This window comes from Sorangium sp. So ce394 (genome assembly GCF_051474665.1).
Classification (GTDB): domain Bacteria; phylum Myxococcota_A; class Polyangia; order Polyangiales; family Polyangiaceae; genus Sorangium; species Sorangium cellulosum_D.
Map to the genome: position 1 here is coordinate 10,747,071 of NZ_CP150339.1, position 21,658 is coordinate 10,768,728.

14 protein-coding genes and 1 pseudogene are annotated in these 21,658 nt (G+C 73.1%); 10 read left to right on the plus strand and 5 right to left on the minus strand.

Annotated features, from left to right (window positions below; translation table 11 throughout):
- Window positions 1–285 precede the first annotated feature (285 nt).
- The 3 genes from WMF33_RS39715 to WMF33_RS39725 all read left to right on the plus strand — a co-directional run bounded on the left by WMF33_RS39715 (window position 286) and on the right by WMF33_RS39725 (window position 6,824).
- Window positions 286–4,572 carry a VIT domain-containing protein gene (locus WMF33_RS39715; protein ID WP_437333480.1) on the plus strand — a complete coding sequence of 1,429 codons (4,287 nt, stop codon included), beginning with the start codon at window positions 286–288 and terminating at the stop codon, window positions 4,570–4,572.
- On the plus strand, window positions 4,569–5,840 hold the full coding sequence (locus WMF33_RS39720; protein ID WP_437333481.1) for a hypothetical protein: 1,272 nt from the start codon (window positions 4,569–4,571) through the stop codon (window positions 5,838–5,840). The genes WMF33_RS39715 and WMF33_RS39720 overlap by 4 nt, the downstream gene beginning before the upstream one ends.
- A 126-nt stretch (window positions 5,841–5,966) precedes the next feature.
- The gene (locus WMF33_RS39725) at window positions 5,967–6,824 is read left to right on the plus strand and encodes a Uma2 family endonuclease (protein ID WP_437333482.1); all 858 of its coding nucleotides are present in this window, start codon (window positions 5,967–5,969) and stop codon (window positions 6,822–6,824) included.
- A gap of 27 nt (window positions 6,825–6,851) precedes the next feature.
- On the opposite strand, the gene WMF33_RS39730 is transcribed toward WMF33_RS39725, so the two are convergent.
- Together WMF33_RS39730 and WMF33_RS39735 are read right to left on the minus strand one after the other, a co-directional pair.
- Window positions 6,852–7,745, minus strand: a complete 894-nt coding sequence (locus WMF33_RS39730) for a dienelactone hydrolase family protein (protein ID WP_437333483.1) — start codon at window positions 7,743–7,745, stop codon at window positions 6,852–6,854.
- A 65-nt stretch (window positions 7,746–7,810) separates the two neighbouring features.
- The gene (locus WMF33_RS39735) at window positions 7,811–8,218 is read right to left on the minus strand and encodes a response regulator (protein WP_061627803.1); all 408 of its coding nucleotides are present in this window, start codon (window positions 8,216–8,218) and stop codon (window positions 7,811–7,813) included.
- Window positions 8,219–8,952: 734 nt separating this feature from the next.
- Here WMF33_RS39735 and WMF33_RS39740 point away from each other — a divergent pair.
- The 5 genes and pseudogenes from WMF33_RS39740 to WMF33_RS39760 form a co-directional block, all read left to right on the plus strand.
- Window positions 8,953–9,405: pseudogene (locus WMF33_RS39740) on the plus strand (glucuronyl esterase domain-containing protein); the annotation flags it as partial.
- 301 nt (window positions 9,406–9,706) lie between these two features.
- Complete coding sequence (locus WMF33_RS39745) at window positions 9,707–10,801, plus strand: hypothetical protein (protein ID WP_437333484.1); 1,095 nt, start codon at window positions 9,707–9,709, stop codon at window positions 10,799–10,801.
- A 330-nt stretch (window positions 10,802–11,131) separates the two neighbouring features.
- Window positions 11,132–12,067 carry a protocatechuate 3,4-dioxygenase gene (locus WMF33_RS39750; RefSeq protein WP_437333485.1) on the plus strand — a complete coding sequence of 312 codons (936 nt, stop codon included), beginning with the start codon at window positions 11,132–11,134 and terminating at the stop codon, window positions 12,065–12,067.
- Between the two features lie 229 nt (window positions 12,068–12,296).
- Window positions 12,297–13,580, plus strand: coding sequence for a diaminopimelate decarboxylase (locus WMF33_RS39755; protein WP_437333486.1), 1,284 nt, complete (start codon window positions 12,297–12,299; stop codon window positions 13,578–13,580).
- Window positions 13,581–13,671: 91 nt separating this feature from the next.
- Window positions 13,672–15,609: a bifunctional metallophosphatase/5'-nucleotidase gene (locus WMF33_RS39760; protein ID WP_437333487.1), complete on the plus strand. Its 1,938-nt coding sequence runs from the start codon at window positions 13,672–13,674 to the stop codon at window positions 15,607–15,609.
- Window positions 15,610–15,780: 171 nt separating this feature from the next.
- On the opposite strand, the gene WMF33_RS39765 is transcribed toward WMF33_RS39760, so the two are convergent.
- The gene (locus WMF33_RS39765) at window positions 15,781–17,817 is read right to left on the minus strand and encodes a hypothetical protein (RefSeq protein ID WP_437333488.1); all 2,037 of its coding nucleotides are present in this window, start codon (window positions 17,815–17,817) and stop codon (window positions 15,781–15,783) included.
- Window positions 17,818–18,058: 241 nt separating this feature from the next.
- Complete coding sequence (locus tag WMF33_RS39770) at window positions 18,059–18,967, minus strand: prephenate dehydratase (RefSeq protein WP_061622107.1); 909 nt, start codon at window positions 18,965–18,967, stop codon at window positions 18,059–18,061.
- 545 nt (window positions 18,968–19,512) lie between these two features.
- On the opposite strand from WMF33_RS39770, the gene WMF33_RS39775 reads away from it, so the two are divergent.
- Window positions 19,513–20,121 (plus strand): RNA polymerase sigma factor, encoded by a 609-nt coding sequence (locus tag WMF33_RS39775; RefSeq protein WP_061622108.1) that lies wholly within the window; start codon window positions 19,513–19,515, stop codon window positions 20,119–20,121.
- A gap of 12 nt (window positions 20,122–20,133) precedes the next feature.
- Here the strand turns inward: WMF33_RS39775 and WMF33_RS39780 are convergent, their stop codons facing one another.
- On the minus strand, window positions 20,134–20,583 hold the full coding sequence (locus WMF33_RS39780; RefSeq protein WP_061622109.1) for a helix-turn-helix domain-containing protein: 450 nt from the start codon (window positions 20,581–20,583) through the stop codon (window positions 20,134–20,136).
- A gap of 441 nt (window positions 20,584–21,024) precedes the next feature.
- Here WMF33_RS39780 and WMF33_RS39785 point away from each other — a divergent pair, with 441 nt between their 5' ends.
- Complete coding sequence (locus WMF33_RS39785) at window positions 21,025–21,600, plus strand: hypothetical protein (protein WP_437333489.1); 576 nt, start codon at window positions 21,025–21,027, stop codon at window positions 21,598–21,600.
- Window positions 21,601–21,658 lie beyond the last annotated feature (58 nt).

Genomic DNA, 21,658 nt, shown 5'->3' on the forward strand with positions numbered 1-21,658 from the left:
TCTCCCGTTGCGCCTTTGCGCCTTGGCGCCTTGGCGTTAAACTCTCTTCTTCTGTTCTTCTGCAGGTGCCCCTGGCCGCTCCCCGCCCGTCCCCGCAGCAGGCCTCCGCCCGGCGGACCCTCCGCGCGCCGCCAGGCTCCGGGAGGGGGCTACGCTTCCTGCGCCGTTTCCCGTTACGATGACCGACGCGATCGCTTCGGCAGATCGCGGCGGGGCATGGGACGTCTGCATGCGGCCCCGCGCTTGGCTCCGGGGGCGAGGGCCACCGCGGCGAGGAGGTCTCGGATGTCGTCGCATGAACAGAGGGAGCCGGCCGCGACGCCGGCAGAACATGGCGCGCCAGAGGCGAGCATCGAGCTGGCACGAAAGAGGCGCGGCCTGCGCTTCCGGCTCGCGGCCGGCGCGCTCGTGCTCGCCGCGAGCGTGACCGCGCTCGTCCTGACCCAGGAGAAGGCGCCCGTGAAGGCCAGCGCCATCGGCGCCCGGCTCGAGCTCTCCTCGGGTGAGGTCACGCTGGAGCAGGACGACCGGAAGTCCACGGTGGTGTCCGGCGTCCCCCTCCCGGTCGGGGCCGAGCTCGCGACCGGAAAGGGCGCGCGGGCCCTCGTGCGGCTCGCCGACGGCTCCGCGGTGTTCCTCCGCGCGGACTCGGAGGTGGCGCTCGGCGCCGAGGGGCTCTCGATCGCCCAGGGCGAGGTGTGGCTCGACGCCCCGCCCGAGGGGCGCGGCGAGCTCTCGCACGCGCTCGGGGAGGTCCGGGTCACGGCGTCCGACGCCGGCCTGTCGATGAAGCGCGCCGGCGACGCCGTGAGCGTGTACGTGGCCCGCGGGCTCGCCGTGGTCACCGCCCCCGGCGGGCGCGTCGAGGTGCACGCAGGCGAACAGGCCACCGTCGCCGGCGGCGCCGCGCCCAAGGTCGCGCCGCTCGCCTACTGGGAGGACTGGACCGGCGGCATGGGCGACCACCGGCCCCTCGCGGGCGAGGGCAGCGGCTCCGGCCGGATCTACGGCGTCGACCTGCAGGGCGCCCCCGGGGCGCAGGCGCGCACGCTCGAGATCAGCCGGCAGGCCGTGCGCGCCGTCGTGCGCGACGGCATCGCCGAGACCGAGGTGGACCAGACCTTCTCGAACCCGGGCGGGCGACAGGTCGAGGGCTGGTACTGGTTCACCGTGCCCGAGCGCGCGCTCGTGAGCTCGTTCGCGGTCGAGACGAACGGCGTGCTCGTCGAGGGGGAGGTCATCGAGCGGAAGGAGGCGGCCCAGCGGTACCAGGCCGCGGTGCAGAGCGGCCACGAGCCGGCCCTGCTCGAGTGGGTCGACGGGCGCAGCTACCGCGCCCGCATCTTCCCGGTGCCCGCGAGCGGCTCGCGGCGCGTGGTGCTGCGCTACGTGGAGATGCTCGGCGCGCCGGCCGGGAAGCTCACCTACGTGTACCCGATGCGCTCGAGCGAGCCGGTCCAGATCGGCGAGTTCTCCCTGTCGGTCGACCTCGGCCAGGCCGGCCAGGGCATGCAGATCGCGACCCTCGCGGACGCGGTGATCGAGGACGGCGGGCGACGGGTGAGCATGCGGCGGAGCGGGTACGAGCCGCGCGCGGACTTCCAGCTCGAGGCCGCCGTCAAGGCGAAGCCGGCGCCGCTGCGCGTGTCGCGCTTCGCCGCGGGCGAGGACCGCGCCGACTACGTGATGGCGCGGTACGTGCCCGACGTGGACTGGGCCGAGCTCAAGGAGCTCCCCGCCGACCTCGTCGTCGTGGTGGACACGTCGGCGTCGGCCGACGAGACGGCGCGGCAGCAGAAGGCGGCCGCGGCCGAGGCGATCCTGCGGACGATGTCGCCGTCGGACCGGTTCGCGCTGATCGCGCTCGACTCGGCCCCCGCGGTCCTGCACCCGAAGGACGGGCTGGCCGAGGCGTCGGACAAGGAGATCTCCGCGGCGCTCACGCGGCTGGCCGAGCACGCGACCGGGGGCGCGACCGACCTCGGCGCGCTGTTCGAGTCGGCGCTCGGGCGCGTGCACGGCAAGGAGCAGCCGGCCGTCATCTACATCGGCGACGGGCTCGCGACGAGCGGCGAGGTGACGGGCGCGCGCCTCGCCGATCGGCTGCGCCGCTCGCTCACCGACTCGCGCGCGCGCTTCTTCACCGTCGGCGTCGGCGAGAACGCGAACCACGCGCTGCTCCGCGAGCTCGCGCGCGCCGGGGGCGGACAGGCGTTCCGGATCGACGAGGTCGAGGGCTCGACGTCCGAGGTGCTGCGCCTCGCCGGCGCGATCAAGACGCCGACCATCACCGACCTCTCGATCGACCTCGGCGCCGGGCTCGACGAGCCGATGCTCACCGCGAGCGGCAAGGTGTCGCGCGGCGAGGAGGTCGTGCTGCTCGCGCGCACGCACCACGCGCTGCCCGCGAAGGCGGTCGTGAAGGGGCGGCTCGCCGGCAAGGAGTACGCCCGCGAGCACCCGATCGAGATCGACCGGGGCGTCGGGGCGGCGCTGGTGCCGCGCTTCTGGGCGGCCGAGAAGATGCGGCGGCTGCTCGCGGACGGCGACGACATCGAGGCGCACCGGGGCAAGGTGGTCGAGCTCGGGCTCGATTACGGGCTGATCACGCCGTTCACGAGCACGCTGGCGCTGGAGAGCGAGCAGGCGTACCTGAACCAGGGCATCCAGCGGCGGCGCTCGCCGCTCCGGGGCGAGCGGCTGACGGCGCTCACGCCCGAGCGGGAGCGCGAGCTCGCGGCGCTGCTCGCGCCGGCCGCCGCCGGGGTCGCCTTCGGGTGCGCGAAGAGCGAGCCGAGCTACGACGAGAGCGCGGGGAAGGAGGGCGGCTACGCGCAGAAGGCGGCGGCGGCGCCGATGATGGCGCCGGCGCCGGCGATGGCAGAGAACGCGACGCGGGATGAAGCCCCGAGGGCGGACCTCGCCTCGCCCGCGGCTGCTCTGCCGGCCCCGCCCCCGGCGACCGCGGCGCACGCGGAGGAGGCGGCGCTGCCGCCCGAGCCCCTGGAGCAGGACGCCACGGCGAGACGCACGACCTCCATCCGCGCGCGGCCCTCGTCCGCGGCGCCCCAGGCGGCCAGCGAGCACGCGGCGTTCGGCATGGTCGGCGCGAACAAGTCGAGCGCCCCGCCGCGCGGCGGCGGGCCGGTCGCCCCGGCCGCGGGCGCCGCGCCGCTGGGCGCCGCGGCCAGGCCGGCGCCGGCGATCGCGCCGAGGCCACGTCCGATCGGGACGCTCAAGCCCCCGCCGGTCGCGATGGCGCCGTGCAGCGACACCGCGCGGCGGCCGCTCGCCGAGCGCATCGTCGTATGGTCGAAGCGCCTCGCCCGCGCCACGGCGGCCGAGCAGCTCATCGCGCGCTACGAGGGCGCGCTCTCGACCTGCGAGCTGCCGGACTGGCGCTCGCGCGCCGCGCTGCTCTCGCTCCTCCAGGCGAAGGTATCGACCGAGGGCGGCGCCGAGGCGCTGCTCGCGCGCTTCGCCGGCGAGCCCGAGGCGCAGCGGTTCGTCGCGCACGCGCTCCTCCGGCGGAGCGTGGATCCCGCGATCTCCGCGGCGGTGCGGCGCACGCTCTTCGGCGGCGTCGATCCGAAGGCGAGCTGGGCGCTCCTCGACGAGCGGCTCGCCGCGCTGCCGGCGGTCGAGGACCGGCTCGCGCTGCTGCGGCAGGCGCTCACCGAGCGGCCGGACGATCCGGAGGGGGAGATCCGGCGGGTGCGCCTGCTCGCCGAGGCGGGCCGGAAGGACGAGGCGCTCGCCTACGGGCGGAGGCTGCGCGACCGCGGCTTCATGAGCCCGGCGCTGGCGCTGGAGCTCGGCGACGTGCTCGCCGCGAGCGGCTTCGCGTCGGACGCGCTCCGCACCTACTCGGAGGTCGTCGAGTTCGATCCGACGAGCCCCGCGTCGCGCGAGCTGCTCGGCGACGTCTACCTCCGGCACGGCTGGTACGCGGCCGCGTACCGCCAGTACACGACCCTCACGGACCTCGCGCCGGCCGAGCCCCGGGGCTGGCTGCGGCTCGCCGCGGCGGCCGCGGGGAGCGGGCGCGTCGACGAGGCGCTCCGCATCCAGCGCAAGGTCGCCGCCGCGGAGGGCACGCCGGGGCCCGACGATCCGCGTGCGTGGGCGCGGCTCCTGTCGGCGGCGCGCATCGGCCGGCTGCTCGCAGGCGACGGCGTCGCCGCCCCCGCGGCGGGCGCCGAGGCCGAGAGCCTCGCCCGCAAGCTGAAGGAGCTGCAGCTCTTCAGCGGCCCGGGGGCGCTGCGCGTCGTGCTCTGGGAGGACTACGCGGCGGAGCTCGCGCTCGCGGCCCGCGACGGCCAGGTGGACGCGGCGCTCGGCGACGGCCTCTTCGCGCCGGCGGTCGGGCTCGCGGCGGTGCAGCTGCCCGCGTCCGAGCTCGCGCGCCTCGAGTGGCGCGTGCGGTTCCGCAGCGATCCGCCGGGCAGGGACGTGCGCTTCGTGGTGACGACGATCGTGTGGGACGGGGCGTCGTTCCGGGTCGCGAGCGCGCCGGGGTCGGTCGGCGCGCGGGATCGGGAGGTGGTGCTGGCGAGCGGCGCGCTGCCATGATCGACGTCTCGCTGCTCGGCTGGCTGCTCGTCACGCTGACCTCGCCGCTGTCGCTCGTCCTGCTGGTCGTGGCGCTCGGGTCGGCGGCCTACATCGGCGTGACCGCGCTCGCGGCCGCGCCCCCGCGGCGCGGAGCGCGCGCGATCGGCACGGGCGTGGCGGCTTGCGCGCTGGTGGCCGGGATGATCGGGCTGCGCGTGGGCTCCGGCGCGGGCGCGGCCCTGCCGACGGCCGCGGTGGGGATCGCCGCGGCGGCGGCGCTCGGGGCGACCGCGGCGTGCGCGTGGACGTTCGGCGCGGCCGGCGCGGCGGCGCTCGGGGCGGCGCGGGCCCGGCGGAGCGCCGCGGCGCTGCAGGCGGGCGACGAGCGGCGCCGGCTGCTCGCGGCGAGCCAGCGCGCCTACGTCGAGGGCGACGACCTCGCCGCCGAGACGGCGGCGGCCGACGCCGCCGTGGAGCGGCTGCGCGCCGCGGTCGGCGCGCTGGAGGACGCGCGCGCCGCGCTCGAGGCGAGGCGCGACGCGGCGCGCGGCGCGGGCGGCGACGGGGAGGAGCGCGGCGCAGAGGACGGGCCGCAGGCGAAGGAGGCGAGCGCGCTCGCCGAGGACCTCGCGCGGGCGTGCGACGAGGCCGCGACGAGGGTGTCGATGGGCCAGCGGGTGCTCGCCGCCGCGGAGGCCGCGGCGCTGCGGATCGCCTGCAATGCGCCGCTCCGCCGGCTCCTGCGGCGGCGGCCGCGCGAGGCCATGCAGGCGCTCGCGACCCTGGGCGCGGGCGCGATCGCGCCGGCGGCGGCGTCGATCGAGGCGTTCCTGGGCGAGGTGCGGGCGGCGCGCGTCGAGGTCGCGTCGATCGCGGAGCGGCGCGCGGCGGGCGGCGCGCGCGGCGGGGCCGGCGCGGGCGCGGCGGAGGGCCCGGCGTCCGTCGCGCTCGGCGAGCTCGCCGCGATGGAGTCCGCGTACGGGGCGCTGCTCGAGCGGCTGCGCCTGTCGGAGCTCCACGCCTCGACGCGCGCGTCGGTGGAGCAGGTCGAGAGCGCCGCGGGCGCGCTCTCCGCGGCGGCGAGGGCCGCGGCGATCGACCCGGCGGCGCTCGGCGCGCTCGTGACGGAGATCGCGCGCGCCGAGTCGGCCGTGGCCGCCGCCGCGCCGGAGGCCGGGGGCTCGCGCGCGCTCGCCGAGGCGCTCGCCGAGGGCTCGCTGGCGCTCGATCGGAGCGACGCGACGTCGCTGTCGGAGCTCATCGCGGCGCTCCGCGAGCTCCGATGACGGAATGACGGGCGGCCGCTCCTGGAATCGAATGACGGAGGACGCCCGCACGTAATGCGCTCTTCTCGCGGCGGAAGCGGCGCCGGGAGCCTCGCGGAGGGCTGTTGCATCGGGTAGGCTTCGCTCATGGCTCAGGCGCTCCCCACCACCGGCTACGTCTTCGATGCAGCAGATCCGCGCGCACCGACGAGCGAGCAGTGGTCGCGCATGACCCCGGCCGAGCGCGCCCGCGTCGTGGACATGCTCCCCGCCGACGTCCCGCTCGATCTCATGCCGCCCGAGGGAGACGCGCACCGCAAGGCCAAGCGCGACGCGCTGGACGCCCTCGACGGCTTCTTCCGCCGGATCGGCCGCAAGATCTACCTCTCGTCCGAGCTCGCCGTCTTCTACCCCGGCGAGCCGCGCTTCGCGCCCGACGTGCTCGCCGTCCTCGACGTGGAGCCCCACGAGCGCATGAAGTGGGTCGTCGATGTGGAGGGCAAGGGCATCGATTTCGTGCTCGAGGTCCACGTGGCCGGCAATCGTGCCAAGGATCATGAGGACAACGTCGAGCGCTACGCCCGGCTCGGCGTCCGCGAGTACTTCCTCTTCGATCGCTCCCGCCTGCGCCTGCACGCCTACAGGCTGCCGGCGGCCCAGGAGGGCGACCCTTCGCGTCCGCGCGTGTACCAGCGGATCGTGCCCCAGGCTGGCCGGTTCGTCTCCGAGGTGCTCGGCCTCGATCTGCTGCTCGACGGCTCCCGTCTCCGCTTCTTTGCGGGCAATGCCCCCCTCGAGGATGCCGACGAGATGATCGTGCGCCTCGGCGGCATGCTCGATCAGGTCATCGCTCGCCAGGAAGAAGCGCAACGCCTGGCCGAGGAGCTCGCGGCCGAGCTCGACCGAGAGCGGCGCCTGCGCGAGGAGGAACAGCGCCTGCGCGAGGAGGCGGAGCGGCAGCTCGAGCAGGCGCGCGCGGAGATCGAGCGGCTGAAGGGTCGCTGAGCGCGCTGCCGCCGCGCCCTCGGAGGGCTAGCCGCCCTTCAGCTTCGCGGCGAGGAACTGCCGCACCTTCTCCCAGGCGTCCGCCGCGGCCTTCGTGTCGTACCGCTCTCCCGAGGGGTTCGCGAAGGCGTGGTCGGCGTCGTACCGGAGCACCTGGTGCTCGACGCCCGCGTCGTGGAGCGCCTTGTCGAACTCGTTGACGACCTCGGGCGGGATGCCCTTGTCCTGGTTGCCGAAGACGCCGAGCACCGGCGCCTTGATCGCCTTGAGCTGCGCGGGGTCGGTGACGAGCCGGCCGTAGTAGATGACGGCGGCGTCGAGATCCGGCTCGTTCAGGGCGAGCTTGAGCGACCAGGCGCCGCCGAAGCACCACCCGATCGAGCCGGTGCGCGGCGCCGAGATGCGCGCGTCGGTCGAGAGGAAGCGGTGCGCGGCGCGCACGACCTCGAGGCCCTTCGCCTCGTCGACGGCCTTCATCGCCGCCATCGCGTCGTCGGGCGTGGTCGCGACCTTGCCGCCGTACATGTCCACGGCGAGGGCGGCGTACCCGTCCTCCGCGAGGCGGTCGGTCCAGTGCTTGATGTGCTCGTTGAGGCCCCACCACTCGTGGATGACCACGAGGCCCGGGATCGGCGGCTTCGCGTCCTTCGGCAGGCTCAGGTACGCCTTCGTCCCGGCCACGTCGACCGTCTGCCCGCGCGCGGGCGGGGCCTTGTCCGACCGGAGCTGGTGGAGCGCCTTGAAGTCCTCCTCCGAAAGCAGCCCGGTCGGGCTGTCCGCGGCGCCGGACGGCGCGGGCGCCGGGGCGGCGGCGCCGGGCGGCGGCTCGGCGGGAGGCGGGGGAGACGAGGCAGAGCAGGCGGTCGCCGCGAGCAGCGCGAGCGGCGCGGCAAGGCGGCGGAAGATGGGGCGGAGCGTCATGGCCGCGCACCCTACCAGCTCGGGGAGGCGCGCCGGAAGCCTCGGCGCGGGGAGGCCGCGCCCGGCTACGTGGCGACGCGCAGGCGCAGCTGGCTCGACGCGACGCCCCGCCGGACGGCGGCCGCGAGGGTGTCGGGAGAGAACGGCTTGGCGACGAACGCGTGGGCGCCGAGGCGGAAGGCGCGCTCGCGCTCGCGCGCCGACGACAGGGCGGAGACGACGACGAGGGCGACGTCGCGGTGGTGCCGGCTCTGCCGGATGAACCGGATGAGCTCCAGCCCGTCGATGTCCGGCAGGTTGATGTCGATGATCACCGCGTCGTACGCGCCGCGGTGCATCAGCCGGAGGGCCTCGAACCCGCTCGCCGTCTCCGCGACCTCCGCCGCCTGCCCGAGCTCGGGCGCCCGCTCGAGCGCGGCCCTCATGTGGGCCCGCATCGCGGCGGAGTCGTCGATGAGAAGGATGCGGATCATACGGGGCCTCTGCGGGGGCTCTCGGGGCGCCTAGGTACAACAGAAACAGCAAAAGCAAAAGCGGTCGTCATGTTCCCGACACCAGGGCGTCCGGGTGCGCCCGCTGGCAGCCGTCATCCCGCCCTTCCCCCGGCCTCCCACCCGCCTCGCGGGCCCGTGGGTCCGGGTCGCTCCGCATCATAACGCAACGCATCATCGTGACCCGAACAGGAGGTGGCTTATCCGGCTTCTCCTCGAGCACCCGCGTGATCACGGCGGCCCCCTCCGGGAATTCGTCTAAGTCACACGGGAGAATCGGGTGCGCACCAGCGTATTGAACTTCTTCGCCACGGCTGCCGTGCTGCTCCTCGCGGGCTGCGACGGCGAGGACGCTGGCGGGGCAGACGACGCTGGCGGCGGCCTCGGCGAGGCGGGCGGCGCCGACGCCTCCGCGAGCTCCGGCGGCCCCTCGGCCGCCGCAGGCAGCGGCGGCGGGACGACCGCGGCATCCGCCAGCGCCGGCGGCAGCGAGCCTTCCTGCACCGATCCGGTCGTTCCCCAGGTCTCCTCCCTGCCCCCCATCGCGGAGCACCCGGACCCGTTCACGTTCCTCGATGGCACACGAATGACCACCGCAGCGGACTGGCGATGCCGCCGCGCGGAGCTCAGCCAGCTTATTCAGCATTTCCAATACGGCCCCTACCCGCCGTCCCCCGAGAACGTCACAGGCACGCTGAACGGCGAGGTCGGGCGCCGGCGGCGTCGGCAGCTGGCGAGCGGCCGAGGGCAAATCCAACGTGCAGACGCTCAGCCAGATCAACGGCGAGGCCCCGCAGTGGTTCGGCGACGGCTTCGGGGCCACGTTCAGCGGCAAGACCACGACCCTGCCGTTCGACGCTCACTCGATCGTGGCCCTCGTCGCGCCCCGCCCGATCATCGTGCAGGAGGGGAAGTCCGACGGCTGGAACAACAACAGAAATGGCGGCCCCTACCAGGTGATCTGGGCCGCAAGAGAGGTCTTCGAGGCTCTTGGCATCGAGGATCACATCGGCTGGGTCGCGGACGACCACAGTCATGGTGTGATGACGACCCGCGAGGCGAACGCGATCCTCGGCTTCGCGGAGAGATTCCTGCTCGGAAAGGACGTGACGACGGAACAATGGGACGAGAGCGCCAGCCCGCCGACCCTCTCCTGGTCGGCGCCATAGACGAGACACGCGCCGTCACGGCCGGCAAGGACCGGACAGCGCTCGACAGGCCGAGCAGAACGCCCTCGGGCGCTCGGCCCGATCCTGCCGGTCGACCCTCGATTCGAATCGACCTCAGCACCAGTGCAAATTCAGCTCTCGCGTCGCTCAAAAAGAAATAGTTCCAATTGACAACAAAATAGCGCAACGGTATTCCCAATGGCGGTCCAGCGCATTGGGGACCGTGCTCCTCTGCGCGTCGCGCCAGCTCAACGAGAGCGATTGACGGTCAGGACATAACTTAGGTCAAGGAGACTTCTGTATGAGCGAGAAAAAAGAACCCGCGGCTCGTGATCTGCTCGGCGGGGTCGTCGACCGGCGGCAGGTGCTCATCAAGCTCGGCGCGTTCGCCATCACCGTGCCCGTGCTCGGCGCGTGCGGGGACGAGGGGTCGACCGGCTCGGAGACCGGAGGCGGCGGCGGCGCCGGCGGCTCCGGGGGCACCGGCGGGAGCGGCGCGAGCACCACCAGCGCGAGCACCACCGGCGCGAGCACCACCAGCGCGAGCACGAGCGTGGGCACCGGGGGCGCGGGCGGCGAAGGCGCGGGCGGCGAGGGCGCGGGCGTGGGAGGCATGGGCGGCGGCGGCGGCGGCGACAGCCTCATACCGCCGCCGTTCGACGACGTGCCGATGTGCAGGGCGCAGAACAAGACGGACGGCGCCGGTCAGGGCCCCTTCTTCATTCACGAGCTCGAGAAGAACGACGACATCTCCCTGATCCGACAGGACATTCGTGGTCGCTACAACGAGAGCGCAGCGCCCGGCGTGGAGATGCATCTCCACCTGCGCGTGCTCGACCTGAGCAAGCCCGACTGCGATGGCAAGGGCGTGGGCGTGCCGGACGTGGACGTCTACATCTGGCACACGGACGGCCAGGGGTTCTACAGCGGCTTCGGGGCCAGGGGCTCTGCCAACGAGCAGAAACCCGACTCGCCGTACGCGGGCAGGCCGAATCAGAACAACCTCGACACCACGGAACGCTTCTGTCGCGGCGTGCAGACGACGGACGCAAACGGTGTCGTCTCGTTCCGAAGCATCTTCCCCGGCTGGTACAACGGCCGCGATGTCCACATCCACTTCGTCTGCTTCAAGAAGGGCTCGACGTCGAGGGGCCGCGTCAATTACCAGGGTGGAGATCACATTTTCACGACGCAGTTCTACTTCGATCCCGCCTTCACCGACTCCGTTCATACCCAGTACGAGCCGTACAAGGCGCGCACCATGGGCAATCTGGCGACGGCATACGCAGGCGCCATCAAGGCCGACGAGGCGGGCAACAGCGGCCTTCGCGCCAAGGCGTGGATGGAAGGGGACATCGTGGTCGCCCAGATGCAGATCGCCGTGACTCCGACGTAGAGCGCGGCACGGCTGTTCTCGACGAGAACAGGACCGATGACCCCGCGCCTGGGCGCCCTCGCCCGATGTGGCGCGTGCGCTGCGAGCCTTCCGTAAAATCTCTCCAGACGAGCAACGTGTCTTCGTGGGACCGAGAGAGAGCCCCTCGTCGGGGAACAACGGCGGGAGGCGCCCCCGCGCCCTCTGAATCGGCCACGCGAGCGGCAAGCGCCGAGATCCCCCTCGCCTCCGCACCACCCGCGGAGGCGCCGGCCCGATGCCCACCAGCGCTCCCAAGCAGGTCACCGACTTACCCAAGGAGACTAACTTATGCGTGACAAAAAGAATACCGTGACTCGTGATCGGCCTGGCGAGGTCGTCGACCGGTGGCAGGTCCTCATGAAGCTCGGGGCGCTCGCCGGCACCTCGCCCGTGATCGTGTCGTGGGGCGACGAGGGGTCCAACGACGCGGGCTTCGGCCGCGGAGGCGCCGGCCGCGGAGGCGCCGGCACGGGCCGCGCGAGCACGCGCAGCGCGAGCACGAGCAGCGCGGGCACCGGAGGCGCGAGCACGAGCAGCGCGGGCACCGGAGGCGGCGGCGCGGGCGTCGGCGGCGTGGGCGCGGGGGGCGCCGACGCGATCGATCCTTCGATCTTCGCGAACGGCGCGAGATGCGACCTGACCGCCACCGACATCGAGGCGCCGTTCTTCATCGACGACAGCGAGATCCCGAACGACATCAACCTGTTCCGCAGCGATCTCCGCGACGGTCACCGCGGCTGCGAGTTCCGGCTCTATCTCCGCCTGCTCGACGGCCGGAATGACGGCGAGCCGATCCCCGACGCCGAGGTGTACATCTGGCACTGCGACGCCGACGGCCGTTACAGCGGCCCCAACAACCAGGATCCTTCCACGCCGTACACGGGAGCCTTCGAGCGCGCGCCGGAGCACCTGGACCGCTTCTGCCGCGGCGTCCAGCTCACCGACCGCAACGGGATCGTGGGCTTCACGTCGATCTGGCCCGGGTGGGATGGGGCGCGCCCCCTCCACGTTCACCTGGTCGCTCGCATCAACGGCCAGACGACCCGGCTGATCACCACGCAGCTCTACTTCGATGCCGAGCTCAGCCGGCAGGTGGCTCAGGCCGAGCCGGCGTATGCAGGGCGGTCGACGAACATCCCGGCGTCCAGCCTCGACCCGCCGGGGGACAGCCCGGTGATGCCGAGGATGCATTACACCCCCGGCCTGGTCACCGGCATTCTCAACATCGTCGTCGACCGCGCCTGAGCGCACAGGACTCCCGGCGGTGCCCGGGGCGGTGGGCCGCCGCCCCCGAGGCCGACTCGGGCTCTCCCTGGGTCTGCCCGGGAGGCGCCCGGCCCCAGGGTGCCGAGCGTCTCGTGACATCCTGGAAACGAGGCAACCCTCCTGTTCGCCGCACGCGGGCGGCGCCGCGGGACGTCGCGCGGGGCGGACAATCGCGCTCCCGGCTGGCAGACTGCGGTAGAGAGGTGCCATGAGCGACACGGATCGGCTGGAGCCAGCGAGCATGGCGCGCGCGTTCCGCGAGGCGCGGCGCCGCGGGATGGAGGTGGAGCCTGCGGTCCTGTTCCACGACCTCGGGCGCATGCGGGCGCGGATCGGGCGGATCGGCGCGGCGTTCCCGCCGGGCGCCCTCCACGCGGTGGCGATCAAGGCGAACCCGCTCGTGGAGGTCCTGCGCGCGGCGGTCGACTGCGGCGCGGGGCTCGAGGCGGCCTCGCTCGAGGAGGTGAGGCTCTCGCTGGCCGCCGGCTGCCCGCCCGGGCGCATCGTCTACGACTCCCCCGCCAAGACGCGCGCCGAGATCGCGGAGGCCCTCCGCCTGGGCGTGCGGCTCAACGCCGACAACCTCGACGAGCTGGAGCGCATCGACGCGCTCGTCCGGCCCGAGGCAGCCGCCGGCCGCATTGGGCTGCGCATCAACCCGCAGGTCGGGGCGTCCAGCATCGCCCTCACCAGCGTGGCGGACCGGCGCTCCAAGTTCGGGGTCCCCCTCGAGCAGGCCGACGCGGTGCGCGCCGCCTTCGCGCGGTACCCGTGGCTCGCCGGGCTGCACGTGCACGTCGGCTCGCAGGGGTGCGCGCAGGCGCAGCTGATCGACGGGATCCGCCGCGTCGAGGCGCTGCGCCAGGAGATCCGGCGCGCGCGGGGGTCGGGCGCCGCCTCCGTCATGGATATCGGCGGCGGGCTGCCGGTCGCCTACCGGAGCACGGACCGCCCGCCGGCGCTGGAGGACTACGCGGCCGCGCTGCGCCGCGAGGTGCCGACGCTCTTCGAGGGCGGGACCACGCTGATCACCGAGTTCGGGCGCTGGGTCCAGGCGGGCTGCGGCTTCGCCGTCTCGCGCGTGGAGTACGTGAAGACAGACTCGGCCGGGCGCACCGCGATCCTGCACCTCGGGGCCGATTTCTTGCTGCGCCGCGCCTATCACCCGGACGACTGGCACCACGACTTCGTGGCGCTCGACCCCGACGCCGCGGCGAAGGAGGGGCCGCTTTCGGCGTGCACCCTCGGCGGCCCGCTGTGCTTCGGCGGCGACGTGCTGGCCCGCGACCTCCCGCTGCCGGACCTGTCGCCCGGGGATCTCGTGCTCATCGGCGACACGGGCGCGTACACGCTGAGCATGTGGTCTCGCCACTGCAGCCGCGGCATTCCGGCGGTGCTCGGCGTCGACGGCGACGAGATCCGGGTCCTGCGCGAGCGCGAGCGGCCGGAGGACGTCGTCGCGTTCTGGAGCCGCGGCCGCGGCCAGCCATGAGCCCGCTGCGGTGCGTTCACACGGCTGTTTCCACGCGAACCCAGCATGTGAGAGCCTGGTGCGGCGAGCGCGGCGGAGCGGAGGAGCGGAGATGAGAGCGAGCGGTGCTTCCGGAGTCCTGGGGAGATGCGCGCGGGCGTGGCGGGTCACGCTCCTTGGCGCCCTGCTGTGCGTGCCCCCGCTCGCCGGCGCGGGCTGCGGCGACGACGAGCCGATCGGCCCCAGCGATGCGTCCGGCAGCACCGGCAGCGCCACGGGTACCGGCTCGGGCGGCGGTGGTTCAGGGACCGGGGGCGCCACCGGCACCGGCGGACAGGGCGGCGGCACCGGCGGACAGGGCGGCGGCACCGGCGGACAGGGCGGCGGCACCGGCGGACAGGGCGGCGGCACCGGCGGCGCAGGCGGCACCAGCGGCGGCGACACCGTGAGCGTGCAGATCCTCGCCTTCAACGACTTCCACGGCAACCTGGAGCACCCCCCGGGCAGCAGCGGCAGGATCACCTTGCCCGATACAACGCAGGTGAACGCGGGCGGCGCCGCCTACTTCGCCTCGCGCATCGCCGCGCTCCGCGCCACCAACCCGAACACCGTGGTGGTCTCGGCCGGCGATCTCATCGGCGCGAGCCCGCTCGTGTCGGCGCTGTTCCACGACGAGCCCACCATCGAGGCCATGAACCTCCTCGGACTCGACATCAACGGCGTCGGCAACCACGAGTTCGACAAAGGCACCGCGGAGCTCCTCCGGATGCAGTACGGCGGGTGCAGCCCGGTCGACGGCTGCACCGATGGCACGTTCTTCGCCGGCGCGAGTTTCAAGTTCCTCGCCGCCAACGTCGTCGTGGACACGACGACCGGCAGGACGCTCTTCCCGCGCTACGACGTCCGCGAGTTCGACGGCGTGAAGATCGCCTTCATCGGCATGACGCTCGAGGGCACCCCGTCGATCGTGACGCCGGTCGGCGTCGCGGGGCTCTCGTTCATGGACGAGGTCGACACGGTGAACGACATCGTCCCTGAGCTCCAGGCGCAGGGCATCGAAGCAATCGTGGTGGTGCTCCACGAGGGAGGGCTCCCGACAGGCCACTTCAACGAGTGCCCCGACATCTCCGGCCCCATCATCGAGATCGCCACGAACGTCGACCCCGCCGTGGATGTGCTCGTCACCGGGCACACGCACCAGGCGTACAACTGCCTCCTCGGCGACAAGATCGTGACGAGCGCGGCGTCGTTCGGGCGGCTGGTGACGGACATCGATCTGGAGATCAGCAGGACCACGGGCGAGGTGACCGCCAAGACGGCGAACAACGTCGTCGTGACGCACGACACGCCCAACGGGGCCGTGGCGGACCTGGTGACGCGCTACAAGGACCTCTCGGCGCCGCTGGCCAACGTGCAGGTCGGCACCATCACGGCGACGCTCGACCGCGCGGTCCCGGCCATGGGCGCGGGGCTGTTCGCGATGGGCGCGGTCATCGCCGACGCCCAGCTGGCCGCCACGCGCGAGGCGAGCAAAGGCGGGGCCGAGGTCGCGCTGATGAACCCGGGCGGCGTCCGCACCGACCTGACCTACACCGCCTCGCCGACCGAGCTCACGGACGGGGTGGTCACGTTCGGTGAGATCTTCACCGTGCAGCCCTTCGGCAACAGCCTGGTCGTGATGACCCTCACGGGCGAGCAGATCGACCGGCTGCTGGAGCAGCAGTTCCGGGTGGACTCGGCCGGCACGCAGCGGAGCCTGATCCTGCAGGTGTCGGACGGCTTCACGTACACGTACAGCCAGAGCGCGCCCATCGGCGTGAAGGTCGACATCGCCTCGATCCGGATCGGCGGCGTCCCGATCGAGGCGGCGCGGACCTACCGCGTGACGGTGAACAGCTTCCTGGCCACCGGCGGCGACGGCTTCACCGTGCTCAACGACGGCGCCGATCGCCTCGGCGGCGCCCTCGATCTGGACGCCCTGCGGGACTACTTCGCGGCGCGCTCGCCCGTCTCGCCGCCCGCGCTCGACCGGATCACGGTCGTGCCCTGAGCGGGAGCCTGGCCGCCGAAGAACGGGTCGTTCGCCAGCGGCGAGACACGGGAAGAAAAGAGAGGATCGAGCCACAGACGCGCAAGAGGGCACAGAGGAAGAGAGGATTAGATATTTCCTCTCTCCTCTGTGCCCTCTGCGCCTCTGTGGTTGTTCTTCTCGTCTAGCGGCTCACCGCTTCACCGCGCCGGGGCGCGGAGGCCACGCCATCCGCTGCTCGCCCGTGAGCCCGGGCGAACGGTGGATGGCAAGGGGCGCCGCGAACGACGCGCCCGCCTGACCACCGTCGCCCGCGGCCCGCCTCGGCCACCAGTCCATGCTGAGGTGGATGTGATGATGGTGATACGGCCACCCCTCGCCGTACGCCATCCGGTCCGAGAAGCTCGCGAGCTCGCCGTTGGTGATCTTCCTCGGATCGCTGTTCGGGAGGGCGTTCAGCTTCTCGGCGGTCTTCGAGAGGAACGGCGCGATGATCTTGTCCACCCCGACGACGCGCGTGCGCGCCGAGCGGAACAGCCTGGCCATGAAGAACGCCTGCCGCTCGAGATCGACGATGTGCTTCCGCTTCGCCGCCGACGAGCAGTACCCGTCCTCGTGCTTCGACCCGTCCCCGCAGATGATCTGCCCGTCGTTCGACCCGTCCGTCTGGAAATACGCGATGTCGATGTTGCCCCCCTGATCGTGCGTCGACTCGGGGTGGCGCGGGTCGTCGACGTCGTATCCGGGCGTGACGCCGTTCATCTGGCAGACGTCGATCAGCGAGAGCGGCGCCGTGCCAGGGAACGCCCGCAGCGTCTCGGCCAGCGCGTCGCGGACGAGCATGATGAGCTCGCGCCGCGCGAAGCGGTAGTTGCTGAAGGTCTCCCAGACGTAACCGCCGCCGACGACCGAGTCGTCGGGATCCGGGAACGGGAACGGCAAGAGCCCGCCGCCGCCGTCGCCGAAGCCGGCGCACTCGCCGAACGAGAAGCCGGCGCCCACGCAGCTCGGGCCGTCGACATAAGGATACGAGGTCACGTCGAGATCATAGGCGTTCTGCCCGCCGTCGTAGCCGACGACGCGGACGAGGTACTCGGCGCCGCCTCGCTCGGAGTAGAACCCGTAGAACTCGGTGTTCGTCTCCTGATCGCGGTACGAGTACGGGTACTGCTCGCCGTAGCGCGAGCCGAGCAGGCGGCCCGCGCCGTCATACGCCACGAGATCGATGTCCCCCGCGGCGTGGCGGAACCGGATGCCCACGCGGACGATGGTCCGCTCCGGCACCACGATCCTGAACCAGTCCTCGTCCCCCTCGCACAGGGTGAGCTCCTTCGTGACGCCCACGGGCGCGCTCACCGCCGCTCCCGCGTCGTCGTTGGGCTCCAGCGCGTCGCCCTCCGACGCGCAGGCGAAGGCGTCCTTACGGCACGCGCCGTCGTCGCAGTGGCTGCCTCCCGGGCACCAGCCGGACGGGACGTCCGGCGAGCACGCGACCTCGTCCGACACGCAGAGCTCTCCGAGGCAGGTCGCGCCGTCCGGGCAGGTCGCGGCGGCGTCGCAGCCCGCGAAGCACGCGGACCCGTGCGCCTCGTCGAGGACGTGGCACACATAACCAGGCCGGCAGTCGAGATCGCTGCCGCAGGTGTTCATGCACACGGGCGCGCCGCCCTCGGCCGCAGGGAAGCAGCCCGCCTCCGGCCCGCACTGGTCGTCGCTCTCGCAGTCGAACGCGAGGCAGTATCCCTCGACCCAGCCGTTCGGCTCCGCCGGGTCCGCGTCGCGGTAGCAGGTCGCGCCGGGCAGCGAGCACGCCTCGTCCGCGTCGCAGGCCGCGCCCACGCGCCCGGGGCCCACCGTGTCCTCCGCGCACGCCGCGCCGCAGGCCGCGTTGCACCCGTCGCCGCGCCGAGGCGAGCAGAGGCCGTGACGGTTCTCCACGCCCTCGCAGGTCTCGGGATCGTAGACGGGATAACACACCCCCGTGTCCGCCAGGATGTCGGTGTTGAAGCAGCGCGAGCCGGGCGCGCAGCCCTCCTCGCCGTTCGGCGCCGCGCACCGCCCCTCCGCGCGCTGCATGCAGATGCCCAGCATGCAGACGGCCGCGTCGCCGTCGCAATCCGCATCACAGCCGCAGCGCGCGCCGGCGGGGTTCCGCTTCGGCTCCATCCCGCCGCGCAGGTCGCCGTCGCCGTCGCCGTCGCCGGGCGGCGCCAGCCTCCATGGGCCCATGTCACACGCTTCCAGAGAACCCATGAGCGCCGGCACAACCACGAAGAGCCATTGCCAACGTAGATTCATGTCACCTCGCCTGTCGATGAACGCAAGATCGCTCGCGGCGAGCGTTCTAGTCCCAGGCGAGGCGCAACTGGCTATCGAAAAGAGCAGAGGAGTCACGCAGGCCACCCTGCGCGAGGATATTTCCAGCTTCCGAGCGGCGTTGTTCCGCCCGCCGGTGGGGGCGCCTACGCGGCTATTCGTACTTCTGGCTGACGCGGAACGAGCCGAGCGAGCGCACGCCCGTCGCGTGCTGCTCGAGCTGCGCGAGGGCGTCCCTGAACGCGGGCTCCTCCGTGCTGCCCTCGCACTCGACGAGGAAGAGGTACTCCTCGGGGCTGTCCGGCAGCGCGCGCGAGACGATGCGCGTGAGGTTGATATGGTGTCTCCCGAGCGCGGACAGCGCCGCCACCAGCGCGCCGGGGCGGTGGTCGAGCCCGAAGAGGAGCAGCGTCCGCCCGCCCGAGGGCGGCGGCTCGGCGGCCCTGCCGACGATGAAGAAGCGCGTGATGTTCTCGCCCTTCACGCCGAGCTTCGGCACGAGGATCTCGAGCCCGTAGATCGCCGCCGCGCCCTTGTTGCCGATCGCCCAGGCCTCGCCGTCCTGCGCCGCGCGCTCGACCGCCTCGGCGGTGCTCTCCGCCTCGAGGATCTGCGCGTCGGGGTAGTTCGCGCGCAGCCAGTCGCCGCAGTGCTTGAGCGGGACGAAGTGCGAATAGATGCGCTTCGGCGCCGCGCCCGGCCTGCCGAGGAGCGACAGCGTGACGTGCAGCGAGAGCTCCTCGCACACGACGAGCGCCGCGCCCGTGCCCTCGCGGCGGATCAGCTGATCTACGGTGTCGTAGATCGGGCCGCCCACCGCGTTCTCGATCGGCACGATGCCGTACGCCGCCGCGCCGCCGGCCACGGCGTCGAACACCTCCGAGATGGTGCGCCGGGGCGTGAGGTCCGCGCTCGCGCCGAAGCGCCGCGACGCCACCTCGTGGCTGAACGTCCCCGGCCGCCCGAAGTAGGCGACCCGCGGGCGCGGCGCCGGGGCCTCCCCCGCGTCGCCTGCCGCAGCCGCCTCGCCGCGGCGCGCCGCCCCCTCCGCGTCAGCCGACATGGGGGATGGGCGCCTCGCCAGAGCCCGCGCGCGCGCTCGCGACATGCCCCCGGCGGGGCGCGACCGCCCGCCGCGGGGCCGGCATCCTTCGGTGGAGCGTGTGCATCGAGCCCGCCTGTTACCGGCGCGGTGCCGTGGCGTCCAGCGGGGAAAGCGGGCCTCGGCCGGCTCCGAAGGCGCGCGCCCGGCCGCGTCCGCCCTGGGCCCACCGGGAGCGCGCGGCGCCGGCCCGCTGAACGAGCGCGGCCGGCGCGACGGGCGCGACGCACGGTTCCCGCCGCCGGAGCCGGACGATGAACGATCGTTACATCCCGGGAACCATCGTCGAGCGACGCTTTTCCGAACGATTCGGCCTGTATCTACGCAATATGCAGGAGAGCGATCCCCGGACGCGGCGCCCACCTGCACCCACACTATCCCACCCAAAAGCACCCGAAAGAGCGAAAATCTGCCTGGGATCGCTTCGGTCGCGTTTTGCAAGTTTGGTTTCTTGTGATAACGATCGTTACGCAATGCCGGGCACAGGGCATGGGAGCGACGGTGGAATGCCGCCGAACGACAGGGAAGGGGCTTACTGGCGGCTCTTCAACAAGAAAACGATCGTGCTCGTACGGCGCTGGCTGCGTCTCCTGGGGGTGCCGCGCCGAGATCGCCGGGACGTCGCCCAGAACGTGATGCTCGCGGCGCACGAGAGCTTCGCGAACTACGACCCCGCGCGCGGCCCGCCCGACCGCTGGCTCAACCGGATCGCGGTCCACACCGCGTCCCACTACGCGGAGCGCGCGAGGCGCCGCGTGGAGGAGCCGTTGCCGGACGACTTCGACGCGGAGCTCGAGGAGCCGTCAGCCGAGGAGCAGATCATCTCGGAGTGCGATCGTCTGTTTGCGCTCTCGATCCTCCGGGAGCTCGACGCCGAGCTCGGCGCGGTCCTCGTGGCCCACGACATCGAGGGTGTCCCGATGGCGGATTTCGCGAGCCAGTCGGGAATCCCCCTCTCCACGGCGTACAAGCGGCGCACGCGCGCGCTCGCGGCGTTTCAGCTCCTGGCCGCGCAGCGGCTCGCGGCGATGGACGGGATAGACCTTCAGAGCAGCGGCTTGCTGGCGCCCCGCTCGCCGCCGATGCTCGTCCTCATCTCGTCCGCGCGGCCGTGACCGCGCAGGGGCTCATCGCCCGGGCTTCCGGCTCGACGACGGGGGGGAGGAGCCGCGCGAGCCGCGCTCCTCGGGCCGCGGCCGGGAGCGCGGACGGCCGCGCTCCGGATCATCGTTGATGAGGGCGAGGATGGCCTGCTTCTTCGGCGAGTCGTCCGGCTCGATCAGCAGAAAAAGGAGCGCCTCCTGGAGCGCCTCGGGCGCGCGGTCGAAGCGATCGGCGACGACGGCGGAGACCGGGCTCCGCCCGTCGCCGGGCAGGAGGAGACGAGCATCGCAGTTGAGCCCCTGTGCGATGAGCGCCAGCGCGCCGAGCCCGAGATCGCGCTCTCCGCGCTCCACCTGCCGCAGGTACGTCGCAGAGAGGCGCGCCTTCTCGGCGAATTCGGCGTAGCTGAGGCCGTGCAGCAGCCGGAGCACGCGAATGGCCCGACCGACCTCTTTGGGAAGCGCATCGCCCATGGCCGGCGCAGCCTATCAACTCCCGCCGCGGCCAGAAAAGGACGATCGCATCTTTCTCTCACCCTCCGCGTCTCGCCCTCCGCGACCGCGCGTCGATGCCCCGTTACTTACTATAACTGATTCAGCTCCTCCACGAGCGCCCGGGAGTGCGCGTTCTCGCTCTTTTCGAACACCATGTCGACGTCGACGGACGCGCGGCGCACGTGAGCTTGGCGCCGGGCTCGCGCTCGGCTCGAGCGGATTCGCGCCGGGCCGCCGCGGGTCCGCGCCGGGCCGCCGCGCGGGTCCGGCGCCGAGCTCACGTGCGCCGCGCCGGGTCTCCGCTCGGCCAGCGCCCGTTGCGACCGCGGGGCGCTTCTGTCATTCCTGGCGAGCCGTGGTCCCCGAGGTGCGCTATCCCGAGCGCCCGTCTCGGCCCCTCGGGGGACGGCGAGGGCATCGATGATCCGTCTGGAGCTTTCAGGAGAGCACACCCGGCTGCACTCGACGCTGTGCGGCCAGTGCCCGCAAGGCCCCGCGGGGTGCTGCGTCAGCCCGCCCGAGCTCGACTGGACGGACATCGGGCGCATCGTCTCCCTCTCCGGCCGCGGCTGGCTGCTCGAGCAGATCGCCGCCGGCAACCTGCTCCCCGCGAGCCGCGGGCTCGCGCTCCGGCGCGTGCGCAAGCGGGAGGGCCCCGCGGCCCCGCGGCGCTCGAAGTGCGTCTATCACGGCGCGCGCGGCTGCACGATCCCCGCCGATCGGCGGGCGGCGACCTGCAATTACTTCCTCTGCGAGGACGCCTTCGCCGAGCGCGTCGACGGCCAGGCCGACCCGGCCTCGGCCGCGAGCCGCCGGGCGCACGCGCTCCTCCGCGAGGTGTACGGCCGCTGGGACCGCGAGCTCGCCGAGGCGATCGCCTCCCGGCCGGAAGGGCCGTCGTGGGACGCGGCGTTCCTCGACTGGCTGGGCGCGGAGTTCGAGCGGCTCTCGAGCGCGTGCCGCGGCGAGCTCGCCGCGCTCGCCGCGCCGGGGTAGCGCGCAGCGGGCGCGGCGGTGGCGGTCGCCTGGCAGCGCCGCGCCGCGCGGGGCCGCG

Coding starts and splice junctions, on each gene's coding strand:
- WMF33_RS39715 (WP_437333480.1), top strand. CDS start 286: ATGTCGTCGCATGAACAGAGGGAGCCGGCCGCGACGCCGGCAGAACAT.
- WMF33_RS39720 (WP_437333481.1), top strand. CDS start 4,569: ATGATCGACGTCTCGCTGCTCGGCTGGCTGCTCGTCACGCTGACCTCG.
- WMF33_RS39725 (WP_437333482.1), top strand. CDS start 5,967: ATGGCTCAGGCGCTCCCCACCACCGGCTACGTCTTCGATGCAGCAGAT.
- WMF33_RS39730 (WP_437333483.1), bottom strand. CDS start 7,745: ATGACGCTCCGCCCCATCTTCCGCCGCCTTGCCGCGCCGCTCGCGCTG.
- WMF33_RS39735 (WP_061627803.1), bottom strand. CDS start 8,218: ATGATCCGCATCCTTCTCATCGACGACTCCGCCGCGATGCGGGCCCAC.
- WMF33_RS39745 (WP_437333484.1), top strand. CDS start 9,707: ATGAGCGAGAAAAAAGAACCCGCGGCTCGTGATCTGCTCGGCGGGGTC.
- WMF33_RS39755 (WP_437333486.1), top strand. CDS start 12,297: ATGAGCGACACGGATCGGCTGGAGCCAGCGAGCATGGCGCGCGCGTTC.
- WMF33_RS39760 (WP_437333487.1), top strand. CDS start 13,672: ATGAGAGCGAGCGGTGCTTCCGGAGTCCTGGGGAGATGCGCGCGGGCG.
- WMF33_RS39765 (WP_437333488.1), bottom strand. CDS start 17,817: ATGGGCCCATGGAGGCTGGCGCCGCCCGGCGACGGCGACGGCGACGGC.
- WMF33_RS39770 (WP_061622107.1), bottom strand. CDS start 18,967: ATGTCGGCTGACGCGGAGGGGGCGGCGCGCCGCGGCGAGGCGGCTGCG.
- WMF33_RS39775 (WP_061622108.1), top strand. CDS start 19,513: ATGCCGCCGAACGACAGGGAAGGGGCTTACTGGCGGCTCTTCAACAAG.
- WMF33_RS39780 (WP_061622109.1), bottom strand. CDS start 20,583: ATGGGCGATGCGCTTCCCAAAGAGGTCGGTCGGGCCATTCGCGTGCTC.
- WMF33_RS39785 (WP_437333489.1), top strand. CDS start 21,025: ATGATCCGTCTGGAGCTTTCAGGAGAGCACACCCGGCTGCACTCGACG.